At 49.3% G+C, this 18,754-nt stretch carries 14 protein-coding genes; 8 read left to right on the forward strand and 6 right to left on the reverse strand.

Annotated elements, in window-relative coordinates:
* Nucleotides 1-9 precede the first annotated feature (9 nt).
* From rsxB to MK185_05335, 6 genes are all read left to right on the forward strand, one after another.
* The gene (gene rsxB, locus MK185_05310; protein ID MCH2040030.1) at nt 10-663 is read left to right on the forward strand and encodes an electron transport complex subunit RsxB; all 654 of its coding nucleotides are present in this window, start codon (nt 10-12) and stop codon (nt 661-663) included.
* On the forward strand, nt 660-3,392 hold the full coding sequence (rsxC, locus tag MK185_05315; GenBank protein MCH2040031.1) for an electron transport complex subunit RsxC: 2,733 nt from the start codon (nt 660-662) through the stop codon (nt 3,390-3,392). Before rsxB ends, rsxC begins: the two co-directional genes overlap by 4 nt.
* Nucleotides 3,392-4,456 carry an electron transport complex subunit RsxD gene (gene rsxD / locus MK185_05320; protein ID MCH2040032.1) on the forward strand — a complete coding sequence of 355 codons (1,065 nt, stop codon included), beginning with the start codon at nt 3,392-3,394 and terminating at the stop codon, nt 4,454-4,456. The genes rsxC and rsxD overlap by 1 nt, the downstream gene beginning before the upstream one ends.
* 12 nt (nt 4,457-4,468) lie before the next feature.
* Nucleotides 4,469-5,176, forward strand: coding sequence for an electron transport complex subunit RsxG (gene rsxG / locus MK185_05325; GenBank protein MCH2040033.1), 708 nt, complete (start codon nt 4,469-4,471; stop codon nt 5,174-5,176).
* Nucleotides 5,176-5,889, forward strand: coding sequence for an electron transport complex subunit E (locus MK185_05330; protein MCH2040034.1), 714 nt, complete (start codon nt 5,176-5,178; stop codon nt 5,887-5,889). The genes rsxG and MK185_05330 overlap by 1 nt, the downstream gene beginning before the upstream one ends.
* Before the next feature lie 189 nt (nt 5,890-6,078).
* Entirely contained in the window at nt 6,079-8,067 is a 1,989-nt protein-coding gene (locus tag MK185_05335; GenBank protein ID MCH2040035.1) for an ABC transporter substrate-binding protein, read from the forward strand.
* Nucleotides 8,068-8,098: 31 nt separating this feature from the next.
* Here the strand turns inward: MK185_05335 and MK185_05340 are convergent, their stop codons facing one another.
* Complete coding sequence (locus MK185_05340) at nt 8,099-10,309, reverse strand: molybdopterin oxidoreductase family protein (GenBank protein MCH2040036.1); 2,211 nt, start codon at nt 10,307-10,309, stop codon at nt 8,099-8,101.
* A 381-nt stretch (nt 10,310-10,690) separates the two neighbouring features.
* Between MK185_05340 and MK185_05345 the strand changes: the two genes are divergently transcribed.
* Nucleotides 10,691-13,483, forward strand: a complete 2,793-nt coding sequence (locus MK185_05345) for a bifunctional aconitate hydratase 2/2-methylisocitrate dehydratase (protein ID MCH2040037.1) — start codon at nt 10,691-10,693, stop codon at nt 13,481-13,483.
* Nucleotides 13,484-13,742: 259 nt separating this feature from the next.
* Here the strand turns inward: MK185_05345 and MK185_05350 are convergent, their stop codons facing one another.
* Nucleotides 13,743-14,201: a hypothetical protein gene (locus tag MK185_05350; GenBank protein ID MCH2040038.1), complete on the reverse strand. Its 459-nt coding sequence runs from the start codon at nt 14,199-14,201 to the stop codon at nt 13,743-13,745.
* Nucleotides 14,202-14,609: 408 nt separating this feature from the next.
* On the opposite strand from MK185_05350, the gene MK185_05355 reads away from it, so the two are divergent.
* Nucleotides 14,610-15,772, forward strand: a protein-coding gene (locus tag MK185_05355) for an IS3 family transposase (GenBank protein ID MCH2040039.1) whose coding sequence is annotated in 2 segments (ribosomal slippage) — nt 14,610-14,865 and nt 14,865-15,772 — 1,164 coding nt in all. Because the reading frame shifts where the segments join, the coding sequence is not laid out codon by codon here.
* Nucleotides 15,773-15,879: 107 nt separating this feature from the next.
* Here the strand turns inward: MK185_05355 and MK185_05360 are convergent.
* The 4 genes from MK185_05360 to MK185_05375 all read right to left on the reverse strand — a co-directional run bounded on the left by MK185_05360 (nt 15,880) and on the right by MK185_05375 (nt 18,700).
* Nucleotides 15,880-16,599, reverse strand: a complete 720-nt coding sequence (locus MK185_05360) for a hypothetical protein (GenBank protein MCH2040040.1) — start codon at nt 16,597-16,599, stop codon at nt 15,880-15,882.
* A gap of 270 nt (nt 16,600-16,869) precedes the next feature.
* On the reverse strand, nt 16,870-17,325 hold the full coding sequence (locus MK185_05365) for a hypothetical protein (GenBank protein MCH2040041.1): 456 nt from the start codon (nt 17,323-17,325) through the stop codon (nt 16,870-16,872).
* Nucleotides 17,326-17,497: 172 nt separating this feature from the next.
* Nucleotides 17,498-18,085, reverse strand: coding sequence for a LysE family transporter (locus tag MK185_05370; GenBank protein MCH2040042.1), 588 nt, complete (start codon nt 18,083-18,085; stop codon nt 17,498-17,500).
* A gap of 171 nt (nt 18,086-18,256) precedes the next feature.
* Entirely contained in the window at nt 18,257-18,700 is a 444-nt protein-coding gene (locus MK185_05375; GenBank protein MCH2040043.1) for a protein adenylyltransferase SelO family protein, read from the reverse strand.
* Nucleotides 18,701-18,754: the final 54 nt, after the last annotated feature.

Raw genomic sequence — 18,754 nt, forward strand, 5'->3', positions numbered from 1 at the left:
TTGAATAGTATGTCTACTGCTGTTATCGCTATTCTGATAGCCGTTACTGTCTTGGTAATCCTCGCCGCTGTCTTTGGTGGCGTACTGGGCTTTGCTGCCGTGCGCTTCAAGGTTGAAGGCAATCCCATCGTGGACCAGATCAATAACCTATTACCACAAACTCAGTGCGGCCAGTGTTCTTATCCGGGCTGTAAGCCCTACGCCGAAGCCATCGCCAATGGCGATAAAATCAATAAATGCCCTCCGGGCGGTGAGAGCACCATTCAGGCCCTGGCAGATTTGCTGGGCGTTGAACCTGAACCGCTGGATGCAGAGCACGGGGCCGAAAACGACGTTACTAACGTTGCTGTGATTCGCGAAGATGAATGCATCGGCTGTACAAAGTGCATTCAAGCCTGTCCGGTTGACGCCATCCTCGGCGCAGCAAAACAAATGCATACCGTCATATCAGACGAGTGCACAGGTTGTGACCTGTGCGTAGAACCGTGCCCAGTCGATTGTATTGATATGGTGCCAGTCAGCACCGATAAGAGCAGCTGGTATTGGCAAGCGCCAACCTCCGGAGTGGAATTGATTGCTACAGATAAAACCCCCGCCATTGTCAACGACGTCACCGAACAGCCTGAGTCGGCCAACGACGATGATGAGCGAGGTGCCGCATGACCAATTTGATTCGCCTGTATGATTTTGACGGCGGTATTCACCCGGCAGAAAACAAAACCCAATCAACCGGACAGCCAATCCAACAGGCACCGGTTGCTCCACAACTGATTTTGCCATTACACCAGCACATCGGCGCACCGTCTGAACCTCTGGTCAAGGTGGGTGATAAGGTCCTTAAAGGTGAGATGCTGGCGGAAGCCAACGGGTTTGTCAGCGTACCACTGCACGCGCCGACATCCGGCACCATCACTGCGATCGAACCTCGTCAGGTGCCCCATGCCTCTGGCCTGGAAGAATTGTGCATTGTCATTGACAGTGACGGCAATGATGAATGGATTGAACGCAAGGGACTGTTAGGCAAACGTGGTGTTGACGATATTAACGATCTGGACACCTCCGATCTGGTCAATCACATCAGCGATTGTGGTATCGCTGGAATGGGTGGTGCAGGCTTTCCGACATCCGTCAAATTACGTACCGGTAAGCGCGACATCAGCACCCTCATTATCAATGGTGCCGAGTGTGAGCCGTATATCACCGCCGACGACATGTTGATGCGTGAACGCGCCCACCAGGTGATTTCCGGAGCTCAGATTCTGCTTCATATTCTCGGCGCCAAACGCTGTCTGATTGGTGTTGAAGACAACAAACCCGAGGCTGCTGACGCATTGAATGCTGCGCTGGTCGCACTTCATGAAGAGCATCATATTGATGTGGTTGTTATTCCAACAAAATACCCCTCCGGCGGTGAAAAGCAGCTGATTCAGATTCTGACGGGAGAAGAAGTACCAGCGGGCGGTATCCCGGCCGACCTGGGTATCGTCTGTCAGAACGTCGGTACTGTCGCGGCCATTTCTGACGCGGTGTATCACGGCACACCGTTGATCAGCCGTATCACTACCTTAACCGGCGACGCCAACCAGCAACCAGGTAACTGGGAAGTGTTATTAGGCACCCCGGTCAATTTCCTGTTGCAACAGGCAGGTTATCAGCAGCAGAAACGAGAGCGCGTGATTATGGGTGGCCCGATGATGGGATTTGCGCTGCCGTCGCTTGACTTGCCGGTGGTCAAAACCACCAACTGCTTACTGGCACCAACCGATAAAGAGCTGCCGCCGAACGATATCGCCATGGCCTGTATTCGTTGTGGCATGTGTGCCGATGCCTGCCCTGCTGAACTGCTGCCGCAGCAGCTTTACTGGTTCAGCAAAGCCCAGGAATTCGACAAAGCCGAGCAACACAACCTGTTCGATTGCATTGAATGTGGCGCTTGCTCATACGTCTGCCCAAGCCATATCCCACTGGTGCAATATTACCGCTACGCCAAAGGTGCCGTGCGTGAAGAACGTGCTGCCCAGGCCAAAGCCGAAAAGGCAAAAGAACGTTTCGAAAACCGCATTGCTCGCCAGGAACGTGAAAAAGCTGAAAAAGAAGCCAAACGAAAAGCCCGTGCTGAAGCAGCAACCAAGGCCCAGAGCGCGAAAAAAGCAGCGGCCTCAGCAACGGCTAATGCCTCTGCCGCTCCAGCCAACAGCGCTGAGCTGGAAAAACTGCAGAAGCAGCTGGATGGCGCTCAATCGGCATTGAAGAAAACTCAGGAAAAGCTTGATAACGCCCGAGAGGACGCGGCTCAGTCAGAGAAGATTCCGGCGTTTGAAGCGGCACTGGAGAAAACTCAGGAAAAAATTAAGACGCTGGCAAAACAAATTGCCGAAGCGAAAAAAGCCGCAAAGTCGGTTACAGCAATGCCTGCTTCCGACAACGACAAAGGCGACCCGAATTCCCCGGAACGGTTAAAGAAAAAATGGGAAACCGCCCAGGCTCGCTTAGATACCGCCCAGAAACGCCTGGCCGATGCTAAGGAACAAGGCCTGGATACGGTCGCTGCGCTGGAAGAAAGCATCAGTAAACAGCAGGCTCGGGTAGACGATGCAAAAACCGCTTACGATGAGCGCCTGGCTGCCAGCAACACCAGCGGCGCCGCCACCGCTGCACCCGCCTTCGACCCGGCCGAGCTGGAAAAATTGCAAAAACAGCTGGCCGCGGCACAAACGGCAAAGAGTAAGACCGAAGAAAAAATTGCTGCCGCCAAAGAGGACCCGGAGAAAGCAAGCAAGGTACCGGCCTTTGAATCTGCTCTGGCGAAAACTCAGGACAAGATAAAAGCGCTGGCGAAACAGATTGCGGAGGCTAAAAAGGCCGAAAAAGCAGCCCAGACAGCATCAGAATCGACACCAGAGCATGTCGCCTCTGATAAAGGCGATCCGAACACGCCGGAACGCTTGCAGCGCAAACTGGAAACATTACAAACGCGGTTAGAGACCGCCCTCACTCGCCTGAAACAAGCCGAGGAGGAAGGCCTGGACACTGTTGACGCCTTAAAATCGGGCATCGAACGCCAACAAGGCAAGGTCGATGAAGTCAAAGCTCAACTGACACAAGCGCTTAACGGCAATGGCGAAGAAAAAGCCGGCTGCGCCGCAGAAACCGCTGCGCCTGTGTCAGATCAGGCAAACAGTGAAGAGCTGGAGGCGCTGCAAAAAAAGATCCGTGCTCAGCAGGATCGCGTCGCTAAGGCTCAGGAACGTCTGGCAATGGCTCAGGAGCAAGGTCTGGAAACCGTCGATGCACTGACCAAAGCGGTTAACAAACAACAAGACAAACTCAATGCACTGCAAGCCGAGCTACTTCAGCTGCAAGCGGTCGCTACTGCAGAGGGAGATGCCTGATGGCACTGATTACCCTGTCATCGCCACACACCCACGGCTCAAACAGCACCAGCAATGTTATGCTGACGGTGATTCTGGCCACCTTACCGGGTTTGGCTGTGGCCACCGGCTTATTCGGCTTCGGCACCCTGATCAACGTCGTCATGGCAGGCATAACGGCAGTGATTTGCGAAGCCGCTGTGCTGAAAATCCGTAAACGGCCGCTGGCTTTCTTTCTGAAAGACAATACGGCCCTGCTGACCGGTGTGTTGCTTGGTTTGGCATTACCGCCTTTTGCGCCGTGGTGGATCACGGTTCTGGCGACCAGCTTTGCCATTGTATTCTCTAAGCAACTGTATGGCGGCCTGGGAAATAATCCGTTCAACCCGGCCATGATTGGTTATGCACTGGTTCTGGTGTCCTTCCCGGTACAAATGACCACTAACTGGGCGTTGTCATCGCAAATGACGGGGAGTGGTTTTGCCGATATCAGCAGCACCCTGACAGCGATTTTTGGCACAGCAACAACGGATGGTGTTTCCGTTGTCGATGCCTATACCGGCGCGACTCCACTGGATGCGTATAAGCACCTGATTGCTAAAGAAACCTCCGATGTGGTGCTGCAACAAAGCACCTTCAACGGTTGGCTCAATGGCGGCTGGGAGTGGATAAATCTGGCATATTTGCTGGGTGGCCTGTTCTTACTCTGGCGGAAAATCATCAGCTGGCACATTCCGGTTTCCATGTTAGCGGCACTGGCAATCTGCTCCTTGCTGCTGGGGTGGGATGAAGACATGTATACGCCGTTGTCGCTGCATCTGTTGAGCGGGGCGACCATGCTGGGGGCGTTCTTTATCGCCACCGACCCGGTTTCAGCCTCCACCACAGTGCGAGGAAAGCTGATTTACGGAGCTGGTATTGGCATTTTGCTCTATATCATTCGTACCTGGGGTGCTTACCCGGACGCCGTCGCGTTTGCCGTAATTCTGATGAATTTTGCCGCACCGTTTATTGATGCCTACACCCAACCTCGTACCTATGGCCATAAAAAAGCCAAACGCGGTTTGGCTGCGAAAGACAATTAAGGAGAGCACACCATGAGAGAACTTCTGCTTTCCATCCGCGATAACGCCACTGGTCTCGCGTTATTCGCTCTGGTTACCGCCGGGGCTATTGCCATAGCTCAGGTAGGTACCAAGGAACGTATTGAAAACAACATCCGCCAGGCCGAAGCTCAGGCATTAAATGAAATTGTGCCAGCCAGTCAGTACGATAATGATTTGCTGAACGATACCCTGACCATTAATGATGACTTTAACCAGCAGCTATTAGGCCCAATTGCTGACGACGCCAAAATTCATCTGGCTCGCCATCAAGGACTGGTGCATACCGCCATTATCCCCGCCGTCGCTCCGGACGGTTACACCACCAATATCTCTATGATTGTGGGTGTTAAATCGGATGGTACATTGGCAGGTGTCCGAATTATTGAACACAAAGAAACACCCGGATTGGGCGATAAAGTCGATGTTAAAAAATCCGATTGGGTACTGTCCTTTACTGCTAAGTCCCTGTTCAGTCCGGACGAAAGCCGCTGGAATGTGAAAAAAGACGGTGGCGATTTTGATCAGTTTACCGGCGCTACGATCACTCCTCGCGCCGTCGTTCGGGCGGTTAAGCGTGCGCTGAAATTCTTTGATCAACACAAAGCGCAGATTCTGAACAGCCGCTTGGTTGAGCCGCAAACCAGCGCCCGCTCCCAATCCGATGACTCGCCGCAAACAGCTTCCGTGGAGATACGCTAATGGCCACTAAATCTTTACGTGACATCAGCCTCGACGGTTTATGGAACAACAACGCGGCTCTGGTTCAACTGCTGGGTTTGTGTCCTTTGCTGGCGGTTACCGGTTCGGTTGTTAATGCCTTGGGCCTGGGTCTGGCGACGATGATGGTATTGGTCGGTTCAAATCTGTCGGTATCACTGATCCGTAACCACGTATCCGAAGCCGTCCGGTTACCGGCATTTGTCATGATCATTGCCTCGTATGTTACGGTCGCAGAGTTGGTCATGCAGGCATTTACCTACGAGCTGTATCAGGTGCTTGGAATTTTTATTCCGCTGATTGTTACCAATTGCGCGATTTTAGGTCGTGCCGATGCCTTCGCTTGTAAGAACCCTATCCTGCCGTCGGTCGTTGATGGCTTTATGATGGCGCTGGGATTTACCGCGGTATTAGTGGTATTGGGTGCGATGCGCGAGATTCTCGGTCAGGGTGTAATCTTCTCAGATATGCAGTTGTTGTTTGGTCCAATGGCATCAGACTGGAAAATCGAGTTAGTACGGGACTACCCGGATTTCCTGTTTGCCATTCTGCCACCGGGGGCTTTTGTCGCCATGGGGTTATTAATCGCCGTTAAGAACATTATCGACGATCAGATCAAACAGGCCGCCGAAGCGAAGAAAGATCCGATCGAAGTTGGCAGCAAGCGTGCCCGGGTAACCGGAAAAATCGGTTAATCAACCGCCGCATAACGGCTCGCCTGGCGCAGTTATCGCTGCGCCATAACATAAAATTACATTTGCCACTTACGCAATGCAAACACGCTGTCATTGCATTCAACGGTGACACTTCCATACTTTAACGACACTTAGTTATAAAGACATTCGCCTGTGACCTATCGAAGAAATTCGTTCCGAGTCGCATGGATGCCAGCTATATTGCTGTTGTTATCATACTTTTCCGCTACCGCCAGTGCGCAGCAAAGTGTGGTTTTACAATTAAAATGGAAACACAACTTTCAGTTTGCCGGGTTTTATGCCGCGCAAACTCAGGGCTATTTCGCTGACGAAGGCCTGAATGTCGATATCCGCGAAGCCAATCCCGCTAAGTCCCCCCTACAAAGTGTCATCGACGGTGAAGCACAGTTCGGTGTCTCCGACTCTAGCCTGGTACTGGCGCGACTTCAGGGCAAAAAGCCAGTTGTCATTGCCGCTGTATTCCAGAGCTCGCCGTTGGTTCTGGCCACACTGAAAAGCAGAGAGCTGGTCAGTCCGCTCGATCTCAAGAACAAACGAGTCATGTATGTGAAAGACGCGGACGACGCGGCGTTACAGGCAATGTTCGCTGAGTTTTCAATTACGCCTGACGACATCACTCATGTGCCCCACTCGTTTAACAACCAAGATCTGAGCAACGGACATGTCGATGCCATTTCCATCTACAGTACCAGTCAACCTTTCGATTTTGCGGATGCCGGTATCGACATCAACCTGATCGCCCCGAGCAGTTACGGCATCGACCTGTATGGCGACTTGATTTTTGTCGAAGAGAGTTACTTCAGGGCCAATAGTCAGCAGGTATTGGCGTTTCGCCGTGCGACGCTGAAAGGCTGGCAGTATGCACTGAATAATCCGCAAGAAATGGCGGTCTGGATACACAACAATCTGACACCGGACACATCAATCGAAAGTCTGTTATATGAAGCCCAGATGACTGAAAAAATGATTCGTGCTGACGCCATTGAGTTGGGCTACTTCAGCCAGAATCGTTTGTTGCGTATCGCAGAGGTCTATAAAAAGACCGGCAAAGCACCCGAAGCTTCAACTCTGCAGGGCATTCATTACCTCGATCATATCAACCAACCAATCATCAGTGACGAGTGGCTCAGAGCAGGTTCTGCAGCATTGCTGATCATCAGTCTGTTCAGCAGCTTCCATTATTTTAACAATCGTCGTTTACGAGCGCGGGTAAAAGAAAAAACCCAGGAGCTGAGTCGCATCAATGGCGCCATGCAGGATTATCTCCGGGTGATTAATCAATGGGTTCACGCCTGTGTGTTGTCGCCCGACCTGGATTTTATTCTGGTGTCGAAAGCGCTGGCCAACCTGACGCAGTATGCCCCGGATGAACTGATCAACACCCCCTTCAGAAATTTGCTGACCAACCCGGAGTGCCAGCAATTTCAGCAAATGAAGGCTGCTATCCAAGACAATCGCTTGTGGTCGGGCGAGCTGCAAATCCACGATAAATTCGGCACCAACTCGTGGCTCAGCATTACCATTCAGCCAGACTTTCGTGTTGATGAAGTCGAAGACGGCATTGCACTGGTGGCCACCGACATCAGCGATAAAAAGCGCGTCGAACATTTATCCCGCACGGATTCCCTGACCGGGCTGTCGAATCGCCGCCATTTTGACGAAGTGATCGAATGGGAAGTGTTGCGCTGCCGCCGTGACCGCAGCCCCATGTCCCTGATCATGCTGGACGTCGATTTTTTTAAGCAATACAACGATGCATACGGCCACCTGGAGGGCGATCATTGCCTGCAGAAAATAGCTGCACTGATTCGCCTGTGTGCCAAGCGTCCTGCCGATCTTGCGGCCCGCTTTGGTGGCGAAGAATTTGTGGCGTTATTGCCGGGATCAGACCTTCAGGGGGCCAACAGCGTGGCACTGATACTGGAGAAAAAAATACGCACCGTTCAGCTGGAGCACAAGGCATCCAGCATCGCACCCTTTATCACCGTAAGCATTGGCGTTGCCTGTTTCGATGCCGAAACAATGACCTCGGCCGATGAACTGATTGAGCAAGCTGATCTGCGCATGTACAACGCCAAATCCAATGGCCGTAATCAGATTTGCTGCCCTGGCGTTTTGCACCCCATTCCGAACGCGCCGGACAAATCCGGTAGCTGATGAATACCGGATGCTAAAACCCCGCTCCACATCAAGCGACTTCGGAAGTCGCAATGGAAGGCACCGCCTGATCCACCGCGCACAGCTCCACTGGCACACCATTTAAGGCGCTGTTACCGGTCAATTGGTCGATAAATAAGTCATCGGTTAATTCGTTGGTGTTTACCCCGGGATTGATCTGTGCCTGATTCAGCTGCACCCCTTTCTGACCGTGACCATAACCGTGCGGTAAACTGACAACACCCGGCATCAGTTCGTCGGTAATTTCCACCGGCACCTGCAAGCAAGCAACCCGCGATTTCACGTTCAACCGCCCGCCATCACTGACGTTCAGCTTTTCTGCGTCCTGCGGATTCAGCATCAGCGTACAGCGGTTAGCTCCCTTAATCAGGCGACGACTGTTGTGCATCCAGGAGTTATTCGAGCGAATATGGCGGCGCCCAATGAGTACAAATTCCGGTGCCATACGTTGCAACAAAGATACTTTTACCCGGTTCAATTCTTGTAAATAAATATCCGGGGTTAACACCAGGCGTTTATTTTTATGGAATAAACGTTGCGGCATTTGCGGTGTTAACTCCCCAAGATCAATCCCCTGTGGCGAATTTTCGAGCGTTTTAATATCCAGCCCGGATTTTCCGCTGGCCAGTAATTTATTTAAAACACCTTTGGGTTTTAACCAACGAATCGACTGATAGGTCAGCCAGTTGGTGAGTCGTTTTTTAACCGGCCCGGCATGAGCCCCCGAGTTAAATCCCGAAGCCAGATCCAGCAGAATCTGCCAATCATGCTTGCTGCCTTTTGCCGGAGTAAATAAAGGCTGAGAATATTTCGCGACATTGCGCACCGCAAAATTATTAAAAATCAAATCATAATGATCGCGCTCCAGCTGACTTACCGGGGGTAGAATAATGTTGGCATGGCGCGTGGTTTCATTAATAAAACCATCGACTGACACCATAAAGTCGAGTGACTCAAACGCTTTCGTTAATTGCTGGCTGTTTGGCGTGGCCACAATCGGATTACCAGCAACGGTCACCATAGCTTTGATCTGAGTCTCACCCTTGCTCTTATCGGCTTTGGTGAGAATTTCCTCGGCCAGTGCGGCTACCGGAAATTCGCCACCGAATTCCGGTAAATCGCGCACACGTGAGCGGTATAAATCGTAATGTCCGCGACTACCACGAGCGGCCAGTACAGCCGGTAAATCCACCGCGGGCCGGGTAAACATGGCACCACCCTGACGGTCAAAATTACCCGTAATAACGTTAAGCACGTTTATCAGCCACTGGCACAAGCCACCAAATTCCTGCACCGAAACGCCCATACGGCCATAACACACGGCGGATTTCGCCGCTAACCATTGTGCCGCCAGTTCGCGTAGCGCTCTCGCGTCGATGCCAGTAATGGCAGCGGTATTTTCTGGGGAAAATTCGCCACACAACGATTTTAAATCCGCGCTATCGACATATTCCGGCAAAGCCGGTAATTGTTGTTCATGGGTAAATACAAACAACAAAGACAGTAGCAACAAAATATCCTGGCCGGGTTTAATAAACAGGTGCCGCTGCGCATACTTTGCCGTTTCAGTGCGGCGTGGATCAACCAGCACAACACGGCCACCGCGCTCATTAATCGCTTTCAGTCGATTTTTGATATCCGGTACCGTCATTATCGAACCGTTCGAGGCCACCGGATTACCGCCGATAATGAGCATAAAATCAGTGTGATCGATATCCGGTATCGGCATTAACAGCTGATGACCAAACATAAAATAGCTGGCCATATGGTGTGGTAACTGATCGACCGAGGTGGCAGAGAATTTATTCTTTGACCCCAGCGCTTTTAATAGCATCGGACCAACCAGCAGATTGCCGTAATTATGAACGTTGGGATTCCCCAGATAACTGCCAATGGAATCTCGGCCGTGACGTTTTTGTACACCTTTTAACCCGGCAACCGCTTCACGAATAGCCTGCTTCCAGCTGATTGTTTTCCAACGTCCATCAGACATTTTTTTAACCGGCTGGGTTAACCGATCCGGATCGTCATGCAGATCCTGTAACGCCGTCGCTTTCGGACAGATATAGCCGCGACTGAATGGGTCATACTTATCGCCTTTTATCGACAGAATCTGTTTTTCTGCTCCCTGGCCCTGAGTCGTTATCTCAAGGCCACAGGTGGCTTCACATAGGCAACAGGTACGTTTATGGGTCGCTGGCGTTGCTCCGGATTCACTCATCAGCATGATCCTTTCACGGTTTTTTCGTTGAATTGTTATTTTTAGCTTTGTCCACCATAACCAGCGACATAACGCGGCGCAGCAGCCAATTGTGCCAATTTTTGAGCGAATTTATGGCGTCTTTGACCTCTTAGAAGATCGGAAATACGAGTGACTTTCATTTACCCTGCAGCACACGTCAATATTCACACCAGTGATATCGAACATAAGCTGAATAAGGACAATTTATGAGCTATTCGACCATTGGCTTCCTTAACCCCAAACACGGTATGGCCTATAATTACCGGCTTAAATTCCGTGTGAATGTTTAACTATCCAAAGGCGATGCGGCGTCATGAACTGCAGTGTGTCGGCGGATGTCATTAGATGAGGGATGAAGCGATGAGCTTGTATTCAGAATATTTAGAAGAAATTGAGGTTCGTAAAAAGGACCTGGGTCTGAACCCAAAACCAATCGACAGTGCAGAACTGCTGTCTGAAATCATTGCCCAGATCAAAGACACTGGCAATGCTGAGCGCGAAGCTTCTCTGAACTTCTTCATCTACAACACTCTGCCAGGTACTACTCCTGCGGCTGGTGTAAAAGCTAAGTTCCTGAAAGACATCGTTACCGGTGCAGAAACGGTTGCTGAAATCTCTGCCGAGTTCGCGTTAGAGCAACTGTCTCACATGAAAGGTGGTCCTTCTGTTGAAGCGCTGCTGGACATCGCTCTGTCTGACGACGCTAACAACGCTGCTGCTGGCGAAGTTCTGAAGTCTCAGGTATTCCTGTACAACGCGGACACCGCTCGTCTGGCTGACGCTTTCAAAGCGGGCAACGCCATCGCAAAAGACATTCTGGAAAGCTACTCAAAAGCTGAGTTCTTCACCAAGCTGGACGACATCCCAGAGCAAATCAAAGTGATCACCTACATCGCTGCGGAAGGTGATATCTCGACTGACTTACTGTCTCCAGGTAACCAGTCTCACTCCCGTGCTGACCGTGAACTGCACGGCCAGTGCATGATCACTCCAGAAGCACAGCAAGAAATTAAGAAGATGGGTGAAGACAACCCAGACGCTAAAGTGATGCTGATCGCTGAGAAAGGCACCATGGGTGTTGGTTCTTCACGTATGTCTGGTGTTAACAACGTTGCACTGTGGGCGGGTGAGAAGACTTCTCCCTACATTCCTTTCATCAACAACCGTCCGGTCGTTGCGGGTACTAACGGTATCGCACCGATCTTCCTGACCACGGTTGGTGTAACCGGTGGTATCGGTCTTGACCTGAAAAACTGGGTTAAGAAAACCGACGCTAACGGCGAAATCGTACGTGACGCAAACGGCGATCCAGTACTGGAAGAAGCCTACTCTGTTGCTACCGGTACCGTTCTGACCATCGATACTAAAGCTAAGAAACTGCTCGACAGCGAAGGCAATGTACTGTCTGACGTGAGCGACGCTTTCACGCCACAAAAAGTGGAATTCATGAAAGCTGGCGGTTCTTACGCGGTAACTTTTGGTAAGAAGATCCAGACGTTCGCTGCTGAAACTCTGGGCGTTGAAGCGCCAGTTGTTTACGCTGCTTCTAAAGAAATTTCCAACGAAGGCCAAGGCCTGACTGCAGTTGAGAAGATCTTCAACCGCAACGCTGTTGGTGTTACTTCTAAGACTCCACTGCACACGGGTTCTGACGTTCGCGTTAAAGTGAACATCGTTGGTTCTCAGGACACCACTGGTCCTATGACTTGTCAGGAACTGGAAGCCATGGCTGCTTCTACTATCTCTCCTGATGTTGATGGTGCATTCCAGTCTGGTTGTCACACAGCTTCTGTATGGGACAACAAAGCTAAGGCCAACACGCCTAAGCTGATGGCGTTCATGAACGCATTCGGTGTAATCACTGCACGTGACCCGAAAGGCGTTTACCACTCCATGACTGACGTAATCCACAAAGTACTGAACGACATTACTGTTGACGATCGCGCGATCATCATCGGTGGTGACTCTCACACCCGTATGTCCAAAGGTGTGGCGTTCGGTGCTGACTCCGGTACTGTTGCAATCGCACTGGCAACTGGTGAAGCAGCAATGCCAATCCCAGAGTCTGTGAAGGTAACCTTCAAAGGCAACATGAAGCCACACATGGACTTCCGTGACATCGTACACGCGACTCAAGCGCAGATGCTGAAGAAGTTCTCTGGCGAAAACGTATTCCAGGGCCGTGTGATCGAAGTACAAATCGGTACTCTGCTGGCTGACCAAGCCTTCACCTTCACCGACTGGACTGCAGAAATGAAAGCGAAAGCTTCTATCTGTATTTCTACCGATGAAACTCTGATCAAGTCTCTGGAACTGGCTAAGTCCCGTATCCAGATCATGATCAACAAAGGTATGGAAAACGAAGCGGGCATGCTGCAAGGTCTGATCGACCTGGCTGACAAGCGTATCGCTGAAGTTAAATCTGGCGAAGCACCTGCTCTGGCTCCAGACGACAACGCTAAGTACTACGCAGAAGTTGAAGTTGATCTGGACGCAATCGACGAGCCAATGATTGCTGACCCAGACGTAAACAACGAAGACGTATCGAAGCGTTACACTCACGATGTGATCCGTCCGACTTCTTACTACGATGGCCGTAAAGTTGACCTGGGCTTCGTTGGTTCTTGTATGGTTCACAAAGGTGACATGCAAATCATCGCTGCCATGCTGCGTAACCTGGAGAAGAACGGTCCTATCACGTTCAACGCACCACTGGTTGTTGCGCCACCAACGTACAACATCGTTGACGAACTGAAAGCGGAAGGCGATTGGGACATCCTGTCTAAATACGCTGGCTTCACGTTCGACGATGACAACCCGAAAGAAGCTGCCCGTACTGCTTACGAGAACATCCTGTACTTAGAGCGTCCTGGATGTAACCTGTGTATGGGTAACCAGGAAAAAGCCGAAGCGGGTGACACTGTTCTGGCGACTTCTACCCGTCTGTTCCAAGGCCGTGTTGTAGAAGACAGCGCTGAGAAGAAAGGTGAGTCTCTGTTAGGCTCTACGCCAATGGTTGTTCTGTCTACTATCCTGGGTCGTTTCCCGACTCTGGAAGAGTACAAAGCAGCAGTTGAAGGTATTAACCTGACTTCTTTCGCTCCACCATCTGAAGATCTGGCTCGTCCAGCTATCCCTCTGAAAGCTGTTTAAGTTTTAGAGGTAATTAGCCCACTGCCCTGCTGTTTACTACAAACGCGCAGAAAGTGGGCTAAGCTCAGATATAACGGTTGGGTTTTGAGGTTCTGAAAAGAACGTGTTCAGACGCACAAAAGATCAATGACGACAGAGTGGATTTAGGCGGGTTTTAAAACCAGCTTATGTAGCTCACTGAACTGATCGGCTTCTACTGAAAACAAAACGCGATCGAATAAAAAAACCGGCACTCGAAAGAGGAGCCGGTTTTTTTATGCTAAAGATTTTCGAGCCCTAGCCAGACTGGGATTGCCTTAACTTCATCAACATCTTCAGCCGGGTAGAAAATAGGCCTGCAGCTACCTTGTAAATAAATATCTTTCTCCCCGCTTCCGATTTGACTGTCCAGCGAGCTGTAACAAACCCCTGCTAGATTTCCTTCCGAGAACAATACTAGCTTTGCATTGAATATCTGCGAAGTCATAGGACCTGCCAACGTTCCTTCGGCCTTCATACCGACAAAGACTTTCTTATCGACAACAGTCGATGAGATAACATCAAATGTTACACCAGCCTCCATTTCCTTGAGGGCCATTTCACGAATTTCTTTTGACTCTTTTTTAATTGCATAGTCAATTCCAGCCGCTGTATACATCAGAAATGCCACATAGATTCCAGCCGATGACAGTGCAAATCCCGTCCCCCAAAGGAAACCTTCTACTAACTTATTTAACACACTAACCTCTTAATCAATAACCATCGGCTACTTTAGCGCAACAACGAAGAAAACTGAAATTTCAGAACACTCCCAACTACCTAACACCAAAACTGCACTCATATAACCAATGACGACAGGGTAGATTTAGGCTTCAGTCTATGTAGCTCACTGAACTGATCGGCTTCTACTGAAAACAAAACGTGATCGAATAAAAAAACCGGCACTCGCAAGAGGAGCCGTTTTTTTTGTGGTGTAGCACATTCTGAAAAGTGTCTGTTCCGCTTTAAGAGTTACCTCACAATAACTGAAGGGGAATAAGATGCTGAGCTTGTGAGTTCACACTACCTGATGAAGTACCATAGTGTATTGGTCTAATAATCCCGGACACTCAGATAAGTGGTAATCTTGCCACAACAGAGGTGTCCCATGAAAAAACAACGTCGATCCTTCACTCCTGAATTTAAACTTGAAGCAGCAAGCTTAGTTCTTGATCAGGGGTATTCTATTTCCGAAGCCAGTCGCTCCCTTGATATCGGTGAAACGGCCTTGAGGCGATGGGTCAATCAGCTAGAACAAGAGCGTGACGGTGATACGCCAAAATCCAAAGCTATGACGCCAGAACAAAAACGGATTCAAGAGCTTGAAAAGCAAGTTAAACGGCTTGAAGACGAAAAACGAATATTAAAAAAGGCTACCGCTCTCTTAATGTCAGACGAATTCAAAAATATGCGCTGATAGACCGTTTAAGAGAGTTTGATTCGGTCAAGTTGGTCTGTCAGGCATTCGGAATTAAACGCTCAAGTTATTACGACTACCGCCAGCAGAAACGCTCTATTAATGTTCATCGGCTTAATTTAAAAGCCCATGTAAATCGCGTATTTAATGCAACGAGAAGCGGGCTGGGAAGTCGTGGAATCAAAGATACTCTGACGGCTGAAGGCATTCATATCGGTCGCTATCTGGTACGCAGTTTAATGAAGGAGTCAGGGCTTGTATGTAAACAGCCAGGTCCGCACAAGTACAAGCGAGCAACGGTTGAACATATCGACATACCGAACCGGTTAAACCGTCAGTTCAATGTAACTCAGCCAGACAAAGTATGGTGCGGAGATATTACGTACATATGGACAGGTAAACGCTGGGCTTATCTGGCCGTGGTACTGGATCTTTATGCCAGGCGTGTTGTTGGCTGGGCAATGTCTGAGCGGGCGGACAAAGAGTTGGTTATCCAGGCTTTGGATAACGCTTGGAACCGCAGAAGAAAGCCAACGGGGGTTATGTTCCACTCAGATCAGGGAAGTCAGTATGCAAGCCTCAAGTTCAGACAACGCTTATGGCGATACAAAATGGTTCAGAGTATGAGTCGCCGAGGTAACTGCTGGGATAACGCGCCAATGGAAAGGTTGTTCCGCAGCTTGAAAACTGAGTGGATACCGGAATACGGCTATCAGTCATTTAATAAAGCCAAAATGGATATTGGTTATTACTTACTGAATTATTACAACCAGAAAAGGCCGCATCAGAAAAATGGGGGGATCAGCCCTCAAGCAGCCGAAGAAAAACTTAAAACTGTGTCCGGAATGAGTTGACCACTACATAGTGCTGCCGATCAAAGCGGCAGTCATTAGTTTCCTCAAAAGCCAAGTCCATTTCACGAATAAGGCTACCAGAAAAGTCCATTGTTGCTTGAATTTCTTCAGACATAATAAACAACCTCTCCTTGGCCAGCTTTTTCTATTCTCGTAAATTTTTTTAAGCCCGTACAATCACATTCTTTAAGCTTTGAGATCAACCTGCCGCTCACAAATATAAGTTCAGGAACTCCATACATAGACCAGACCCCTTTATCCAATAAGTAACTCCTGATTTCAGCGTGCTCTGATATGTTAAATAAATAGTCATAAACCATAGAGTCACTTGGCGATGGCTGTTCAAAATATTCAACAATATTAGGTAAATCCTGACTAACTTCCTGCATTTTTATAAACCGGAGAGGAATCATTGCAAAATATTCACCAGGAATTACTCCTCCATCTCTACTCACGAATTCCAGCTTTGAAAACTGATGAACGCCATTCTCGAATTCATCGACAATTGCTTTGGCTTTTTTCGACAGCACCAGGAAGTTATGCAATTGAAAGACATCCAATAATTTAGGAGCTTTACGATTTAACGTTCGCTTAATTTTTATATAATGCTCATCTAACGGTTCAGCGAAATACTCTTCAACAACCCCGTCATTCATTGATGAAGCAAGTTTTATATCGCTAAGAGACCATTGCCCCAAACTTTTTCTATCATGCGGCCTAGGCAATAAGTACTCTGTTTTTCCATTAAGATATCCAAAGCAAATCATACTACCATTGAAGAAAGCTATTTTATTCTCAATATTTTCGGGTAAATTCTTCTTAGCCATTACAACACCTCCAACGCCAACCAATCATCACACTCATTGGCTTTCATGGCCAGTATTTCACCTGACAAATCCATGACTATCTCTGTTAATAACAGAGCGGTTTGATGTATTTTCATATCAATACCATAGGTCAAACAAAGACCTGCCCCTCTGTTTCCCAATCACACTAGCAGATCAACTGATGACCCTGAAGCGTTTAAATGAAGTTCCATTCTACGCCAGCTAAAGCAGTCATTAATACGCCCGCGCCTCATCAGCAGTACAACCTATCTAAAAGCTATAGCCAGCACGCTTTAGGTCATCCGCTGTCATAGACGAAAAGTCGACAGACTGATTATGTTTAACCGGCAGCCAGAGAAACAGGCCACAGCCATGACCATCCCCAGGGGCATAATCGACAATCAGTGCGGAATCAGAATGACCTGATTTCGCCGAGAACTCCCCGATAAGAGTAGTTTCATCGTATTCCCTAAAGTGGAATGGTGACTTGATCGTATAGTTTTTAAGGTCTGTGCTTTCAAAGAAAAATTTCGATGAAACGTACTCTCCGTGATTAATAGCCCGCGGTATCTTTATTGAATAATCAATGAGATTGCCACTTTGTCTTGCTTCAACTGACCCTTGGAAATCAACCAGCGGAATATACTCCTTGGCACAGGGAGATTCGGCTACTGCAGACAATGGAAAAACAAGGACTGCTACCAGCAGAGCAAATGATATTTTCATAGCTTCCTTACCAGATTACTTGGCACCGACTTATCTGCTGGTGCCGCTGAAGCGCTTAAAAAAACCCTATTCTACGCTAGTTAAAACTGACAATGAGCCGCTAATTTGAATTTTGCGGCTCAAAAACCGGCCTATTATGAGCCGCAAATACAGAATTTGCGGCTCATCACTCTCACAGGCTGAAAGCCACCATCCCCATATTGACCGCCACAAACAACAAAAACACCGCCATCAACCGATTAATCCACTTCAGATAACTGGCCTGATAAATCCTGCGCCCGAGCAAACGCCCACAACCGTAATACAAAGACGGCGCTCCCAAGCCAAGAAACGCCAAGCCCACACTCCAGGCAACCAGAGAACCGCCGGTAATGCCCGCCGCCGGAAACTGCACCGTTGCCAACGGTAAAGCCACCGAAAACCCTTTCGGGTTCAGAATCTGCATCAGCACACCATCGGCAAACGCCAGCGGGCGTACCTTCTCATCTCCCTGCCCGGATACATCAGCACGAAAGATCTTATAACTGAGCCAAACGATATACGCGGTACCCAATGCCGCCGTGCATTGCAGCAAGGTATCGCTAATCAGCTGCGCGCCAACAAACGAAACCGCCAGGAACAAAATGGTCATGCCAGTCGATACACCCACAAAGAAGCCAAGCATGCCGTTCTGCTTCTGAATACCACTGTTAAGACCAATAAAATTGACCGGGCCGGGTGTGTACATCACACCAACGGCATACAAAATGATTTCCAGCATAAGGATGACGACTCAACAAACCTGCGACTTAGCAAAGCAAAATGGTAGGAAAGCCCTGCGGAGAAAAATAGAACAAAGTTGCGGAATACTGCTCCCCAAAGAACATGGGGAGCAGACTATAACAATGGGCCTAAACCGACGGCACTAAGATGACGGGCCTAAAATGATGGACTAGGACGAACAACTGTAGTGCGACACCCCACCAGCATGGAAATACTCCGCCGGTTTCTGACGATAAAACTTCGCTTCTATTTCCGGCGTTTGCTCATCATAAGGATGGGTTAACACTTGCTGCAGTTCTTTCACCAGATCGTAATTACCGCTGCCATCAGAACAAGACTGCATCGCCTGCTGATAAGCCGGAACCACCAGCCACTCGCGCCAGGTGTATTTCGGGTTGGTTTGTTTCATTTTCGACACAACAAACGCTTCTTTCTGATTTTCCAGCACAGTGTCTCGCCACTGCTCTAACCAGCTTTGCCATTTATGCTCCAGCTGTGCATCACGTGCCTGAGACAAATCTAAATAGAAGGTTTGTTTTAGCGGCTCAATACTGGTGGGCACGGATGATAATTCACGGAAGAAACGCGTGTAGTCAGCTTCCGATTGATGCATCAGTGACAATAGCTGAGTGGTCAGATACTGATGAAATTTACCTCAGATGCGATG

This window comes from Saccharospirillaceae bacterium (genome assembly GCA_022448365.1).
Lineage (GTDB): Bacteria > Pseudomonadota > Gammaproteobacteria > Pseudomonadales > Oceanobacteraceae > Bacterioplanoides.